At 73.7% G+C, this 14,197-nt stretch carries 14 protein-coding genes; 13 read left to right on the top strand and 1 reads right to left on the bottom strand.

The genetic code is table 11. The features are described from left to right. Positions 1-49 precede the first annotated feature (49 nt). Genes D7M15_RS04390 through D7M15_RS04345 form a run of 10 tightly spaced genes read left to right on the top strand, consistent with a single transcriptional unit; the run spans position 50 to position 9,901 of the window. Complete coding sequence (locus tag D7M15_RS04390) at positions 50-1,642, top strand: radical SAM protein (protein WP_240649125.1); 1,593 nt, start codon at positions 50-52, stop codon at positions 1,640-1,642. Between the two features lie 57 nt (positions 1,643-1,699). Then, a complete protein-coding gene (locus D7M15_RS04385; protein ID WP_121520188.1) occupies positions 1,700-2,956 on the top strand; it encodes a radical SAM protein in 1,257 nt (418 codons plus the stop codon). After that, positions 2,953-3,864, top strand: a complete 912-nt coding sequence (locus tag D7M15_RS04380; RefSeq protein ID WP_121516279.1) for a phosphotransferase — start codon at positions 2,953-2,955, stop codon at positions 3,862-3,864. The genes D7M15_RS04385 and D7M15_RS04380 overlap by 4 nt, the downstream gene beginning before the upstream one ends. Continuing rightward, complete coding sequence (locus D7M15_RS04375; RefSeq protein ID WP_121516278.1) at positions 3,861-4,913, top strand: hypothetical protein; 1,053 nt, start codon at positions 3,861-3,863, stop codon at positions 4,911-4,913. The genes D7M15_RS04380 and D7M15_RS04375 overlap by 4 nt, the downstream gene beginning before the upstream one ends. Beyond that, entirely contained in the window at positions 4,910-5,740 is an 831-nt protein-coding gene (locus D7M15_RS04370) for a hypothetical protein (RefSeq protein ID WP_121516277.1), read from the top strand. The genes D7M15_RS04375 and D7M15_RS04370 overlap by 4 nt, the downstream gene beginning before the upstream one ends. Beyond that, positions 5,737-6,753: a thymidylate synthase gene (locus D7M15_RS04365; RefSeq protein WP_121516276.1), complete on the top strand. Its 1,017-nt coding sequence runs from the start codon at positions 5,737-5,739 to the stop codon at positions 6,751-6,753. The genes D7M15_RS04370 and D7M15_RS04365 overlap by 4 nt, the downstream gene beginning before the upstream one ends. Beyond that, positions 6,740-7,240: a nucleoside 2-deoxyribosyltransferase gene (locus D7M15_RS04360; protein ID WP_206337317.1), complete on the top strand. Its 501-nt coding sequence runs from the start codon at positions 6,740-6,742 to the stop codon at positions 7,238-7,240. Before D7M15_RS04365 ends, D7M15_RS04360 begins: the two co-directional genes overlap by 14 nt. Continuing rightward, entirely contained in the window at positions 7,237-8,061 is an 825-nt protein-coding gene (gene thiD, locus D7M15_RS04355; RefSeq protein ID WP_165906197.1) for a bifunctional hydroxymethylpyrimidine kinase/phosphomethylpyrimidine kinase, read from the top strand. The genes D7M15_RS04360 and thiD overlap by 4 nt, the downstream gene beginning before the upstream one ends. Beyond that, a complete protein-coding gene (locus tag D7M15_RS04350; protein ID WP_121516274.1) occupies positions 8,055-9,179 on the top strand; it encodes an FAD-binding oxidoreductase in 1,125 nt (374 codons plus the stop codon). The genes thiD and D7M15_RS04350 overlap by 7 nt, the downstream gene beginning before the upstream one ends. Next, positions 9,176-9,901: a hypothetical protein gene (locus D7M15_RS04345; RefSeq protein WP_127201711.1), complete on the top strand. Its 726-nt coding sequence runs from the start codon at positions 9,176-9,178 to the stop codon at positions 9,899-9,901. Before D7M15_RS04350 ends, D7M15_RS04345 begins: the two co-directional genes overlap by 4 nt. Here the strand turns inward: D7M15_RS04345 and D7M15_RS04340 are convergent. Further along, positions 9,892-11,223 carry an amidohydrolase family protein gene (locus D7M15_RS04340; protein ID WP_121520187.1) on the bottom strand — a complete coding sequence of 444 codons (1,332 nt, stop codon included), beginning with the start codon at positions 11,221-11,223 and terminating at the stop codon, positions 9,892-9,894. The two genes, D7M15_RS04345 and D7M15_RS04340, sit on opposite strands and share 10 nt — an antisense overlap. An 84-nt stretch (positions 11,224-11,307) precedes the next feature. Between D7M15_RS04340 and D7M15_RS04335 the strand changes: the two genes are divergently transcribed. The 3 genes from D7M15_RS04335 to D7M15_RS28360 are packed head-to-tail and all read left to right on the top strand — an operon-like array spanning position 11,308 to position 14,194. Continuing rightward, positions 11,308-12,705 carry a nucleotidyltransferase family protein gene (locus tag D7M15_RS04335; RefSeq protein ID WP_165906196.1) on the top strand — a complete coding sequence of 466 codons (1,398 nt, stop codon included), beginning with the start codon at positions 11,308-11,310 and terminating at the stop codon, positions 12,703-12,705. After that, the gene (locus D7M15_RS04330; RefSeq protein WP_121516271.1) at positions 12,702-13,691 is read left to right on the top strand and encodes a hypothetical protein; all 990 of its coding nucleotides are present in this window, start codon (positions 12,702-12,704) and stop codon (positions 13,689-13,691) included. The genes D7M15_RS04335 and D7M15_RS04330 overlap by 4 nt, the downstream gene beginning before the upstream one ends. After that, complete coding sequence (locus D7M15_RS28360) at positions 13,688-14,194, top strand: hypothetical protein (RefSeq protein WP_165906195.1); 507 nt, start codon at positions 13,688-13,690, stop codon at positions 14,192-14,194. The genes D7M15_RS04330 and D7M15_RS28360 overlap by 4 nt, the downstream gene beginning before the upstream one ends. The last annotated feature ends 3 nt before the right edge of the window (positions 14,195-14,197 follow it).

Here is a 14,197-nt window from a genome sequence, read left to right as displayed (position 1 = left end):
TGATCCGACGCCGATCGGGCAGAGATCGCCCACGGCGATCCTGAACGCCATGAGCAGACGGAACGGCCAGGACCGCATCGTGCTGGCCACGCCCTCGCCGGTCACGCACCGGACCGCGGAGGAGAACCTCGGTCTCGGCTACCTTGCCGCCTACCTGCGCCAGGAAGGGCACCAGGTCGACCTCGTCGACGGATGGTTGCAGGGTATCGACGTGGAGACGCTGGCCCGGCGCATCGTCGAGGCCCGCCCCGCGCTGGTCGGCTTCGCCTGCTACCGCAGCAACATGACGCGCGCCATCGAGGCCATGCGGCTGGTGCGCCGGGCCGGGGTCCGGCCGTTGACGGTGGCCGGGGGCTACGGTCCGACGTTCCACGCCACCGAGTTCCTCGAGGCCGGTTTCGACGCCGTGGTACGCGGAGAGGGCGAGCTGCCGATGCGCATGCTCGCGGAGCACGCGCGCACGGGCAGCCCGGAGCTGGCGAGCATCCCTGGCCTGAGCTTCCGTGACGCGGACGGCGCCCTGCACCACAACTTCGAGCCCGCGCCCAAGCTGCCCTTCTCGCAGCTGCCGCACCCGCATCGCGACACCCTCGATCTGACGATCGCGCGGCGCAGCCTCGTCCATCTGCAGACCGCCCGCGGCTGCCAGGCCACCTGCACCTTCTGCTCCATCATCGCCTTCGAGCGGGTCGGCGGCGGATCGAACTGGCGCCAGCGCAGCATCCGGGACGTCGCCGACGAGATCGAGCAGCTGTGGGAACTCGGCGCCCGCTACTTCAAGGTCATCGATGACTCCCTGGTCGAACCGCCGCGCGACGCCGCCTGGTGCGCGGAGCTCGCCGACGAGTTCGAGGCCCGCGGAGTGAGCCCCCGGCTGCGCGGTTCGATACGCGCCGACCGCGCGGAGGAGAACGTGGTCCGGGAACTCGCCCGCGCCGGGTTCTTCTCCTTCTCCTGCGGCATCGAGAACTTCTCGCAGTCCGCCCTGCGCCGGATGGCCAAACGAGCCACCGTGGAGGAGAACTACGCCGCCCTGGACCGTTTCCGCGCGCACGGCATCTACGTCCAGGCCGGTCACATCCTCTTCGACGACCGCACCACGCTGGCGGAGCTGGAGGACAACTACGCCGCGATGCTCCGCTACGCGTGGACGATCTCCAAGGGCATCTTCACCGAGATGTACGCCGCCGCCGGCACCAACTTCACCAGGACGCTGACCAGGCGCGGCGACCTGCAGGTCGACCAGGACGCGCTCGGCAACACCCGTTACGAGGTGCTGGACCCCCGCGTGCGCTGCGTCTACGGCGCGCTCAAGCGCTGGCAGAAGGAGCACGCGGCCGTCTACGACAAGGCCATCGACCCGCTCTCCGCCCCCAAGGCCCTGGACGACACCGAACTCGCCCTGATGCACGGGATCTCCGTCGAACTGCGCGGGACGGACCTGGAGTTCTTCCGCCTCGTACTCGACGCCGCCGCCGGCCCCACGGCCACCGAGCACCTCGAGGAGGAGGTCCGCGAGCTGGTCGAGACGGAGTTCGTCCGCACCGCCCCCCGCTACCGGGAGTTCGACACCCGGGTGAAGGAGGCGTACCGCAAGGTCGGCCTCGTCTACGACGCGGACGACAACCCCTTCCTGTGCTGACCCTCCCCGACTGCCCCCGTTCTCCCGTTCCCCCCCTACGGAAAGGCCGTGGTCACCGTGTCCGCAGAGCAGAACCGCCCGGTGGAGCTCCCCTGGAAGCGCACGTCGTTGCCGCTGGAGGTGGTCGACGCGAAGGAGCACTTCACCCGGCCGGTGGGCCCGATCGAGTACGAGGAGGCGGACGAGTGCCCGATCGACATCAAGAACATCGGCTGGACGCTCGGCAACGACTGCCCCTACCGCTGCACCCACTGCTACTCGATGTCCGCCCGTGAGAAGGGCATGGACTTCAGCCCGGAGATCGTCGACCGCATCGTCGAGCAACTGGCGGCGAACAACGTCGAGACGGTGAACCTGGGCGGCAACGAACCGCTTTTCACCAACGGTCCGAACCCGAAGAACACCATGCTGCCGCGGATCATCGACGGACTGACCGACGCGGGCATCATCGTCGGGCTCACGACCTCCGGCATCACGGCCCTGCACCTGGAACGCGACCACAACGCGAGCTGGCGCCGACTCAACGACCTCGACATCAGCTTCGACTCCCCGTTCGAGGACGAACACAACGCCAACCGCGGCGCGAAGATCTACAAGCAGGCGATCCGCACCCTCGAACTGGCCAAGGAGTACGGCCTCGACCACTCGATCATCATGTGCGCGATGAACTGGAACTTCACCCAGGCCCACCTGGAGGGCCTGCTGGAGCTGGCCGTCGAGTACGACGCGCACATCCGGATCAACCCCATCAAGCCCGTGGAGTCCAAGCACATGGACTCGCTCCTGCCCGCCGAGCAGTACTACGAGGGCTTCTCCTTCCTGATGAAGCACTGCTCACCGGTCGACCTCGGCGAGCCCCCGATCGCGGCGGTGACGGACTACCGGAACGCGAAGGGCTGTCCCTGCGGCCGCACCTCGTTCCGCATCCACTCGATCACCCCGGACGGACGCATCCCGGTGTCCCCGTGCGTGTACCTGCACGACTACAAGGTGGGGGACCTGCGGGTCGACGACCTTCACGACATCATCCGCTCCCCGCAGTTCGCCTCCTTCCGCCGCCGTAACGCCAACCCGCACCTGCTGGAGGGCTGCGCCGGCTGCGAGTTGCTCCAGTCCTGCCGCGGCGGGTGCGCCGGGCGCTCGTACCTGCACCACGCGCACGAGACGGGCCAGCGGTCGCTGTTCGTGCGGGACCCGTACTGCCCGAAAGACGTCGCGCCCAAGCAGGAGTTCCCCCAGCAGCCCACGGTGCCGACGGACAAGCGCCTGGTGCACATGGACTACCTCTGCACCTGGATCGGGAAGCCGAAGTGACCGCGCACCCCGGGAGCGGCGGCGTCCTCCACGGGGGACCGGTCGACCTGGTGCCGCAGCGGGTCGCCGACCGTCTCGCGGCCCGGATCGGAGCCGGACACCTGACCCAGGTGCGGGCCCCCGTCCGCAAGGAGCGGTCGGCGAACGCCTGGTTCCGCGGCACGGCCGCCGGACGCGAGGTCTTCGTCAAGCTCTACGCGCGCCGGGACCGGGCCGCCACCGAACGACTCGTCGCCCCGGCGGTCGGCCCGTCGCGCAGCACGCGTCTGCTGGACACCGGGACGGATCCGGAGCTGGGCGCGTACGCCGTCTTCGGCTGGGAGGACCTGGTCCCGCTGCCGCCGACCGCGGAATCCGCCGCGGTCGCCGGGCACCTGCTCGCCACCGTGCACGAGACGGTGCCGCCGGGAGGGATACGGCACCTGACACCCGGTCAGGAGCAGCTCGACGCGCAGCTGTCGGCGCTGGCAGCCGAAGCGCCGGACCTGTACGGGCCGATCCGCGACCGGCAGGCCCGAGCCGCCCCGGCCGCACGGGTGAGGGAGGCCGGTCGGCGTGCGGCGACCGCTCCGCGGGTGCTGCTGCACGGCGACTTCTCGCTGCGCAACGTCGCCCGCGGGGCTGGGGGCCGCGAGCTGGTCTTCGACTTCGAGCGGGCAGCTGTGGGCCCGTACGAGGTCGACCTGCGGAGGCTGTGGGATCGGGAGCTCGCCGTGATCCCGGGCGGTCGCGCCGCGTTCACCGCCGCGTACCGCCGGGGGCGCGGCACGGACCCGGGGCCACCCGACCCGGTCCTGCTCGACTTCGCCCGGCTCTCCTGCGCCGTCACCACGCTGACCGCGGCACGGCGCACCGACGACCCCGACTTCGAGGCCGAGGGCCTCACGATCCTGGAAGCGCTGCGATGACGACCGAGAACCCGACGACCCGCCTGCTGGCCGTACCGGCGGCCGGAATCACGCTGGCCGTCACGGGGGAGCCCCGCACCGCGGCCGCCCTGACGGAGCTGGCCGCCCCCTTCTTCCCGCCGCTCCCCGGCCCGGACGGGCGGTCCGCCCCGCCGGACCGGGGGAGCCACTGGCGGCTGGACCTCGTCGCGGGCCCCTTGGGCGGTCCGGCGGAGGCCGAACCGGACGGCACTCCGGCCCACCGCGCGGAGTTCGACAAGGGGGCCCGCCGGATCACCGTGCGCTGCGCCGAGGTCGGCTGGCTGCCGGTGCTCGGCCTCCGGTACGCCCGCACCCTCAGCCGGGCGCTGGCGATCGGGGCGGGCGCCGTCCCGTTGCACGGCGCGGCGGTGACCCTGGCCGGTACCGGGATCATCCTGACCGGCGAGAAGATGGCCGGGAAGACCACCGCGTCGCTGTCCCTGGTTCGCAGCGGCGGCGCGCTCGTCTCCAACGACGACGTGCTGCTCGTGGAGCACCCCGAGGGCTGGCGGATGGTCGGCGGCCCGCGTTCCGTGGGCATCCGGACGGAGTCGCTGGGCGAGCACCGGCCGGAGCTGTCGGCGGCCCGGCTCGCCGAGGCGGCCGGCACCCACCCGGCCGACCGTCCCGAGAAGCGGTTCCTGGCGCCCGGAGCGGTCGGGCGGCTCGGCGGCTCGGTACGGACCCGCGCCCCGGCCCACGTACTCGTCGAGCTGGTCTGCGCACCGGACCGACCCGAGCGGCACGGCCGGGCGCACCACCACCCACTCGACGACGAGGAGGCGGCAGCCGTGCTGCGCGCATACCTGGAGGACGCCGCCGATCGGCGGCGGTTCGACCTGCTCGACGCCCTCGGCGCCCCGCCGCCGACCCTCACCGCCGACGTCCTCGGCTCCGTCGTCGGCTCGCTGCTCTTCTTCCGCTACACCCACCCGGTCGGCGGCTGGGTCGACGCCTTCCTGGACTTCGCCCGCACCCTCGCGTCGGCACCCTCCGCCGCTCCCGCCGGGACGGTGAGCGGCGCATGAAGCTCGGAGTCGTCCTGCGTGCCGAGAACCTCATCCGGGAGAAGGAGTTCCGCCGCAACCGGGTCGTCACCCCCCACGGCCCGGTGGACCGCGTCTTCAGCGGCACGCTCCACGGGGTGGAGACCCACTTCCTCTACGGGCGTTTCCCCGGTCGGCGCACACCCAGCTGGGAGATCCCCTACCAGGCCAACCAGAGCACCTTCGACGAGTTGGGCGTGGACCACCAGATCGGCACCTTCGTCGTCGGCGGGGTCGACAAGGCGGTGCGCGGCGGTGACCTCGTCATCCCGCACGACCTGGTCAGTTTCTCGGGCCCCGGCGTCAGCATGCCCCTCGGCAACGGCCGCTTCAGCAACGCACACGTCGTACCGGCCTTCTGCCCGGTGCTGCGCTCGCTCCTGCTCCGCGGAGCGCGGGAGACCGGGACGGCCGTGCACGAGAGCGGCGTGTACTTCAACTTCTACGGCTTCGCCCGCATCGAGACGGACGCCGAGCTGAACCTCATGGAGAAGCTCGGCATCCGACTGGTCGGGCAGACCATGGACCCCGAGTTCACCCTGGCGCGGCTGCGCCACCGGCACTACGCGGCGATCGCCGTCGCGATCGACTCGTACCACGACATGAAGCACGAGACCGAGGAGGACCCCGACGTTTTCCGCGCCCGCTCCCGGCAGGCGATCGCCGACGGCCGGGAGAGCTTCGAGCGCATCATCGAGGCCGGACTGGCCACCCGCGGCGACGACCCGGCGGAGAAGTGCGGCTGCGACCGCGTCGCGACCGGCAACCACCGCGACATGTTCTCCTCGTTCCCCGAGGACCTGCTGTGAGCCGCTTCCCGGGGCTCCAGGACGCCTACCTGCACCATCTGGACGCGCTGCTGCGCCAGCCGCAGTTCCGCAACGCCCCCCGCGGCCACCGCAGTCAGGAAGTCCTCGGTGCCGCCTTCACCCTCGACGACCCGCTCCGCCGCCTGGTCACGCACCCGGCCCGGCGCACCAACCTCGTGTTCAACTTCGCCGAGGCGCTCTGGTACCTCTCCGGGCGCGACGACCTCGCCCTCCTGTCCCACTACGCACCGAGCGTCACCCGTTACTCCGCCGACGGCACACGGCTGACCGGCACCGCCTACGGGCCGCGGATCTTCCGCCACGGCCCCGACGCGCTCGACCAGTGGGCCGCGGTCGCGGAGACCATCCGGGAGGACCCGGACACCAAGCGCGCGGTCATCCAGATCTTCGAACCACGCGAACTCCTCGTCCCCGACAACCCGGACGTCGCCTGCACGCTCGCCCTGCAGTTCCTGCTGCGCGAGGGCAGCCTGCACGCCGTCGCCTACATGCGCGCCAACGACGCCTACCGCGGCATGGTCAGCGACGTGTTCTCCTTCACCTTCCTCCAAGAGGTGATGGCACGGCAGCTCCACGTGCCGGTGGGCACGTACACGCACGTCGCCGGATCGCTGCACCTCTACCGGCCCGACGTGCCGGGAGCCGCCCGCCTGATGGACGAGGACGCGTGCGGCGAATCGCCGACGAACCGGATGCCCCCACTCCCGGAGGGGGACAACCGGCCCCACGTCGCCCAGGTGCTCGACGTGGAGGCGGCGCTGCGCACGGGCGCGCTGCGTCTCGACGCCGACCGGATCGACGCCCTCGGCCTGCCCGCCTACTGGGCGCACGTCGTCGCGCTCTTCGAGCTCCACCGGCGGGCGCGCGCCGCGGAGCCCGCCACCGACCTCGCCGACGTGCTGCCCCCGCTCTACCGCCACCTGATGTACCGCCGCTTCCCCGTGCTGGAGACGGCCCCGTCCGCTCTGGAGGAGACCGATGCCGCAGTCTGAACGGGGGCTCCCCCGCCTCACCGTGTTCCTCGGCGGCCCCTTCAAGGGGTTGATCGACCCGGTCACCGGAGAGCTCTCCGCGGCGGACCGGACCCGCTACACCACGTTGATCGACGCGTTCGAGGAACGCGGCTGGCGGGTGTTCAGCGCCCACCGGACCGAGGGCTGGGGCGGCGCCCTGGTCAGTGAACGCGAATGCACCCGCCGCGACTGGGAGTGGATGCGGGACTGCTCGGTGTTCGTGGCCTTCCCGGGTCGGCCCGCCTCCCCGGGGACCCATGTGGAGCTCGGCTGGGCCTCCGCGCTCGGCCGCCCCACGGTCGTCTTGGTGGAGCCCGGCACCGAGTGCGCGGCGCTCGTCGCCGGACTGCCCGAGATCGCCCCCGTACGGCTCCTGGAGCACGCCGGTGACACCGAGGCCGTGTGCGAGGCCGTGGTGGCCGCAACCGCAACCGCAACCGCAACCGCGGCCGGGGCGCCGGCGTGAGCGGCGCCCGGGGCCGACCGCGCACGCGCTGCCTCACCATCGGTTCCTCCGACTCCGGCGGCGGAGCGGGCATCCAGGGCGACCTCAAGGCGTTCGCCCGGGCCGGTGTCCACGGCACCAGCGCAGTCGTCGGTGTGACGGCGCAGAACACGCGGGGCGTGACCGCCACGGCGTCGGTCGCCACCGACATGGTCGGCCACCAGATCGAGGCGGTACTGGAGGACATCGGCACGGACGGAGTGAAGATCGGCACCACCTGGAGCGCCGAACTGGTCTGGCTGCTGGTGGACCGGCTGGTCTGGCTGGACGACGTGCCGGTGGTCCTCGACCCGGTCATGGTGAGCGCGGCCGGCTCCGCACTCGGCGGTGACGAGGACGCGGTGACCGCCGTACGCGAGGGACTGCTGCCGCTGACCTGGGTGGCGACCCCCAACCTGGCCGAGGCCCGGCGGCTGACGGGCCTGGGGGAGGGGACGGACCCGAGGAAACTGGCCGAGGCGATTGTCGAACTCGGCGCCCGCGCCGCCCTCGTCACCGACGCCTTCTCCACCGGTGCGGGCGACGTGCTCTTCGACGGCGAACGACACCACGAGATCACCGGCCCCCGCCGTGCCTCCGGTTGCGACCATGGCGCCGGCTGCGCGCACTCCGCGCTGCTCACCGCCTTCCTCGCCCAGGGCATGCCGCTGACCCGTGCCGCGCGCACCGCGCACGCCGCCGTCTCGCTCGCCATCGAACGCGGCGCCGCGGACATCGGGTCCGGCCGCCACCCGGTCGAGCTGCACCCCGTCGAGCCGGACCGCGAAGGCCCGCCGTGGTGACCCCGCCCCGCTGCGACGTGGCCGTCCTGGGCGCGGGAGTCGTCGGTCTCTCCACGGCCTGGCTGCTCGCGCGCCGGGGAGCCGCCGTCACCCTGCTCGACTCCGGGACGGCCGGGTCGGGGGCGTCGCTCGGCGCGCAGGGCCAGTTGGTTCCGCCCGCGCCGGTGCTGCGACCGCTGTGGCGGCGCAGCCTGGCCCTCTACACGGAACTCGCGGCACGCACCGGGATGCCCTGGGACGCCGAACCCCCCGGCACGCTGGTCCTCTCCGCACCCGGCGCGGCGTCCGACGGCGGAGCGCCGCGCGCCTTCCCGGACGCCACGGTGCTCACCGGGGAGGAGGCGCGCGCGCTGGAACCCGCGCTCGGCCCCGCCGTCGAGAGGGGCCTGCTGCTCGCCGAGGGCCGCCGCGTCGAACCGGCGGCGGTCGTCGGCGCGCTGCTGGCCGAGGCGGTCGGCGCCGGGGCGGTGCTGCGCCTGGGCCTCGGCCCGCTCCGGTTGGAGGAGGCGGGCGCGGCCGGCTGGGCCGTCGTACGTGCCGACGGGGAGCGGCTCACGGCGCCCCGCGTCGTGGTCGCCGCCGGGGTCGGCACGCCGTCGCTGCTCGCCCCGCTCGGGCTGCGCGTCCCGCTCACCGCGGTGAGCGGAAGCGTGGTCGTCACCGAACCCGCGCCGTTCGTCCTCGGACGCGTCCTGGCCGAGTCGGTGGTCGGCGTTCCCCGGTCGGTGGCGCTGCTGGCCCACCAGGTGCCGGGCGGCGGCCTCGTCCTCGGAGGTTCCTGGTACCCGCACGACGAGGCGGAGCCGGACGATCTCGCCACGCGCATCCTGCACCGCGCCGACGCCCTGCTCCCCGGTACGGCCCGGCTGCGGATCACCGCCCGACGCGGCGGCCTGCGCCCGTTCCTGCCGGATCGCGCCCCCGTCGTCGGCCGCCTGGCATCCGGCCTCTACGGCTGCTTCGGACACGGCGGCGAGGGCTACATCGCCGGTCCCGGTTCGGCCGATCTGCTCGTCGACCTGCTCGTCGCCGATCAGGACGGGCGGACCGCATCCGCGGCGGAGCAGGAGGCCCGGCTCGCCCCGTTCCGGTTCACACGAGGGAAGGAGCAGTGGTGAACTTCCTCCAGGAGTGCCGACGGCACTGCGCCGACGTCTGGGAGGCGTACCGCCACCACCCGTGGATCGAGGCCATGGCGGCGGGCTCCCTCAGCCCGGAGCGCTTCGTCTTCTTCCAGCTCGACGACGGACCGCACGTCGCCGAGTTCAACCGCACCCTCGCCCTGGGCATCGCCAAGGCCCCCGTCGGGCACCCGTGGGCCAAGGCGGCCGCCCACGTCCTGGACGACCTGTCCACAACCGGGGAACTCGACGAGAAACGCTCCCTCGTCGAGGAGCTCGGACATCCCGGCGAACTCGCCGCCGACCGGTGGACCTGCTCCCCGGCGCGCGAGGGCTACCTCAACCACCTGGTCCGCGTGGGCTACGAGGGCACCTTCGCCCAGATCGCCGCCGCCGTCTATCCGTGCTCGCTCTTCACCGAGGTGATCGGCGCGCGGTTCGCGGACCGGGAGATCCCCGGCCCGCCCACGTACCGCCGCTGGGCGGACATGTACACACGGCGCACCCGTACCGAGATGTGCGCGGCGCACGCCCGCGTGGTGGAGGAGGCCGCCGCCGAAGGGGGCCCCGCCGAACGGGCCGCCCTGCGACGGCTCTACCGGCGCAGCTTGGAACACCAGGTACGGGTCTTCGACGCGGCGTGGGGACTCGACGGGGAGTGGCCGGGCGGCGCGGTGGCCCGGGCCGCCCGCGCGGTCGGCGCGGAGGGTCAGCGGTGACGGCCGAGGTCCACCGGGCCGGGCGCGAACCCGCCGATCAGCTCGCCGCGCGGGCTGCTGGTCCGGGCGACCTCGCGTCCGTGCCGCACCACGCGCAGCCGGGCGGGCAGCAGCCGCAGCGCCTCCACCGGGTCGCGGGCGTCCAACAGCACGAAGTCGGCGGGGCGGCCCTCGACGATGCCGTGGCGCTCGCCGAGCCGCATCACCCGCGCTCCCGCGAGGGTCACCAGGTCGAGGGCCCCGGCCAGCTGCTCGTACCCGGTGAGGTGACCGAGGAGCGCGCCCAGTTGGGCCACCGCGAGCATGTCCCCGGTGCCCAGCGGCAACCAGGCGTCGAGGACCGAGTCCTGCCCGTACGCCACCGTGACGCCTGCCTCCAGCAGCTGCCTCACGGGCGCCATGCCGCGGCGCACCGGCGGGGGGTCCCCGCGGCCCTGGAGCACCGCGTTGACCATCGGGTTGGCGACCACCGCGATGTCGGCGCGGGCGAGCAGCCCGGCCGCCGAAGCCAGGACGTCCGGGGGATAGGCGGCCATGGCGGTGCAGTGTCCGAGTGCGACCCGGCCCTGCCAGCCGCGGGCGAGCGCCTCCCGGGCCACCACCTCGGCCAGACGGGAGCCCGGATCGTCGGTCTCGTCGCAGTGCGGGTCCAGGTCGGCGTCGAACTCCTGCGCCACGTCGAAGATCTCTTTGACGTGCCGTTCCGCGTCCTGGGGCGTGCGCTCGTAGTGCGGGATTCCACCGACCACGTCGCACCCCCGGGACATGGCGGCGCGCAGCGCCGCGCGCTGGCCCGGCTCCCGCAGCAGCCCGTCCTGGGGGAAGGCCACCAGCTGCACGTCGCAGACGCCGCGTGCCTGGTCCCGCAGGTCGGCCAGAGCGCTCAACGCGTCGGGTGCGCCCGGACCCACGTCCACGTGGCAGCGCACGTGCAGGGTGCCCGCGGCGACCATCCAGCGCAGCACCTCACGCGCGTTGCGGTGGATCTGCCGGCCCGTCAGACGGGCCTTGCCCCGCCCCCATACCGCGATGCCCTCACGCAGCGTTCCCGAACGGTTGGGGTCGGCCGGGTCCAGGGTGAGCGCGGAGTCCAGATGCATGTGGGCGTCGACGAACGGAGGCACCACCAGCCGCCCGTCGGCGTCGACGACCCGGGCGGCGACCGGCGCGCCACGGTCGGACGGGGCGCCGATCCGGGCGAACCTCCCGTCCCGCACCAGGATGTCCACCGTCTCCGTACGGCCGGCCAACCGGGCGTTCCGCACCACCAGTTGCGCCGGTTCCGACGCTTCGCCCGCTCCGCGGGCCGATCGTGTCGTCATTCCCCGATTGTCGCCGCTCCGTCCTCCCGCCCCGCTCCGGCGAGCAGGCCCTCCCGAACCGTCGACTCCTGCCAGGAGACCACCATGCCCCGCCGCCCTGCCCCGGCCGACTTCCCGGAACTGCAACTGGGAGCCGTCGCCCCCGCCTCGCCGGTCGCGGAGACGCTGCACCGGATCGCCGCACTGGTCCGCAGCGGCGTGCGCCCGCTGGACCGCGTCGCCGACGTGATCCGGCGTAACCGTGCCGTACTCGTCGCCGCCGACCACCTCGCCACCGTGCCCGACGAAACGGGACTCACCCGCGAACTGGAGCCCTTCGTGGCCGAGCGGATCAGGCGCGCCGCCACGCTGGACGCCGCGACCGGGCTGCTCGACCGCCTCGGGACGGAACTCGGCATCCCGGTGTGGGGCATCAAGGGCCTCTCCAGCCGGGCCGACTACCCGGAGCCCAGGCTGCGCGAACTGCGTGACGCGGACGTCTGCGTCACCACGGCGAACGAGGCACTGGCGCTCGCGGACCGGCTGCGGCGGCACGGCTACCGTACCGACCACGGGGAGCTGCCGTGGATCAAGCAGACCTCGGACGGTACGCCCTACGGGCAGTACAAGCTCACGGGACCGGACGGATTCGCCGCCGTGGACCTCCACTTCGGCCCCGGTTACTCCACCGGCCACTGCGGACTGCTGCCGCTGCCCGCGCCGACCCGACCGGGCCTGCGCCCGCTGCCGCCGGTCGCGAACCTGCGGCCGATGCTGGGCAACAGCGGCGGGGACGTCCACATCACGGTCAAGGACGTCAACGACCTCTGGGTCGCTGCCCGTACGCTCCGCCCGGAGGAGACCGCCGCCCTCGTGGCCGACGCCCGGCGCGCCGCGCTGGGCGGGCACCTGGCGGGCATCGCACGCGTCGTCCTGGAGATCACCCGCACCGACGACGACCAGCGCGGCGTCCTGGAGCACCTGGTGGCGGCCGGTCCCGGCCGCGCCGCCCGGCCGGTCGTCGCCACCGGACTGATGCGCCGCACCGCGCCCGTCCGCGTGCTGCGCACCACCGGCCGGGCCTTCGGGCAGGCCGGGGCGCACACCGGCTCGCTCCCGGCCCGCGCCGGTGCCGTCCTCGGTGCCTTCGCCTTCTACGTCCTGCCCACCCGTCCGAGGGTGCTCGCGGCGCCCGCGCTGCCGCGTCGGCCCGCCCCGTGGCGCTGTGTACGGCTCGTCCCCCTCGAACTGGCCCGCGCGCTCCGCCGCGAGGGCGCGGACGCGGGCGACCTGTGGCCCGGCGACCCGCTCGCGCCTCCCGCGGACACCGCCGCGCCCGCGCCCCCGACCGGGCACCGCACCGGATCGGGCGCGCCGGACGACGGGCTGCGCTGGTCGCCCGGCCGTCGCACGCTGACCCACGGCTCCTCCGTCTTCGTCTCGACGGTGTGGGGCGTGCTGCCGCGCACGGTGGTCCGCGACGCGGGGAAGGCGGAGCGATGAGCGACTCCGTACGGCCCCGGCCGCCCCGTGCCGCACAGGCGCTGGCAACGGTCGGACTGACCACCGATCGGATCGTCGCACTCCTCGACGACGAGAAGGCGGACGGACCGCGCTACCTCGTCGGTTCCCTCGCCTCCGGCTTCGGCAACGCCCGCAGCGACGTGGACGTGCACATCATGGTCGACGGGCTGGACGAGCCCGTCGGGCCCCGGCTGCTCCACGCGGGCGAAACCGCTGTGGACGTGGAGCTGTACCCCGCCCGATGGCCCGCCCGCGAGGTCGCCCGGCTGAGCGCGGTCCCGGTCGCGGACCTGCCCTTCGGCCGGGTCGCCCTGGAGCCCGCGGTACGGGGCGCTCAACGGCGCTGGCTCTGCCGCTGGGTGCACGCCGCGCCGCTGGAGGCCGGGACCGGGGCGGTGTTCTCCGACGACGAGGTCCGGGTGCTGCTGCCCGCCGTCGTCCGGCAAGCCCTCGACCGGGCCCTGACGGAGGTCGCCGTCGCGCTCCTCGCCGAACGTGCCGCGCGCGACGGGGCGGACGGCTGGACCGCGCAGGCCTCCGACTACCTGTGGAACCGTGCGGCGCGCGGTGTGCTGGAGGTGCACTGCCGGGCCGCGGGCGAGGTGACCACGGGGGAGAAGTGGCTGCCCGCGCGCGCCCGCCGCCTCGGGTTGCCGCTGCCCGCTCCCGGAGCGCCCGCCGACGGCGGCGCCGCACTGCTCGCCCGGCTCGGCTGGACGCCGGCCGACGCCCTGGCGGCGGTCCGCGTCCGCCCCGCCGAGGGCCTGCACCGTACCGACCTGGCCGGGCGGAGCTTCCTGGCCAACCGGTACGACCGCCTGTTCACCGAGTGGCTGGAAGCCGAGGGCCCCCTCGTGACAGTGCTGCGGGAGCACTCGCCGGGGCGGCTGCTGGACGCCTTGCGGCGTGCCCAACTGGACGTGATCGCCGATCCGGACGCGGTGAACAGGAGGTTGCAGGGATGACGGTCCTCTCCCCACAGGACGGTGTCGACGGCCCGTGGCTCGCGACGCACGGGGCCAACGCGGCCTGGCGTTACGCCCGTTCGGTCGACCCCACGCTGGACGACATCGAGGCGGCGCGGTCCACGGGCGACTGGGACCTGTGTGTCGAGGCGTGCGCGAAGGCGTTGCAGGCGATCCTCGTGTGCCACTGCTGCCTGGACGGGATGAGGGGAGTGCCCGAGCGGGAGCACCTGCACGCGCTCGTCGCCTCGTCCGCCCACCCCGTGGCGGCGGCCCTGCGTGCCCTGCCGCTCTCCTACGGGGCCACCGCGGCCGACGCCGAGGACGCGCACGCGGCTGTCGCAGAGCACGACGGCGCGCTCCGCGCGCGGCTGCCGTTCGAGTTGCCGGTGATACGGCGGGCCGGGCGGTACGCCGCCACCGTACGGGCCACCGCGCAGGTCGGCCGCTTCCGGGCCGCGCGCGGACTCGGGGCGCTGGACTGGGACCGTTCGGGGCTCTGATGC

The organism is Streptomyces sp. Z26 (assembly GCF_003665095.1).
In the GTDB taxonomy this organism is placed as follows: domain Bacteria; phylum Actinomycetota; class Actinomycetes; order Streptomycetales; family Streptomycetaceae; genus Streptomyces; species Streptomyces phytohabitans.
The sequence above is the reverse complement of the archived record's forward strand: the minus strand, read 5'-3'. Positions and strand labels throughout refer to the sequence as shown.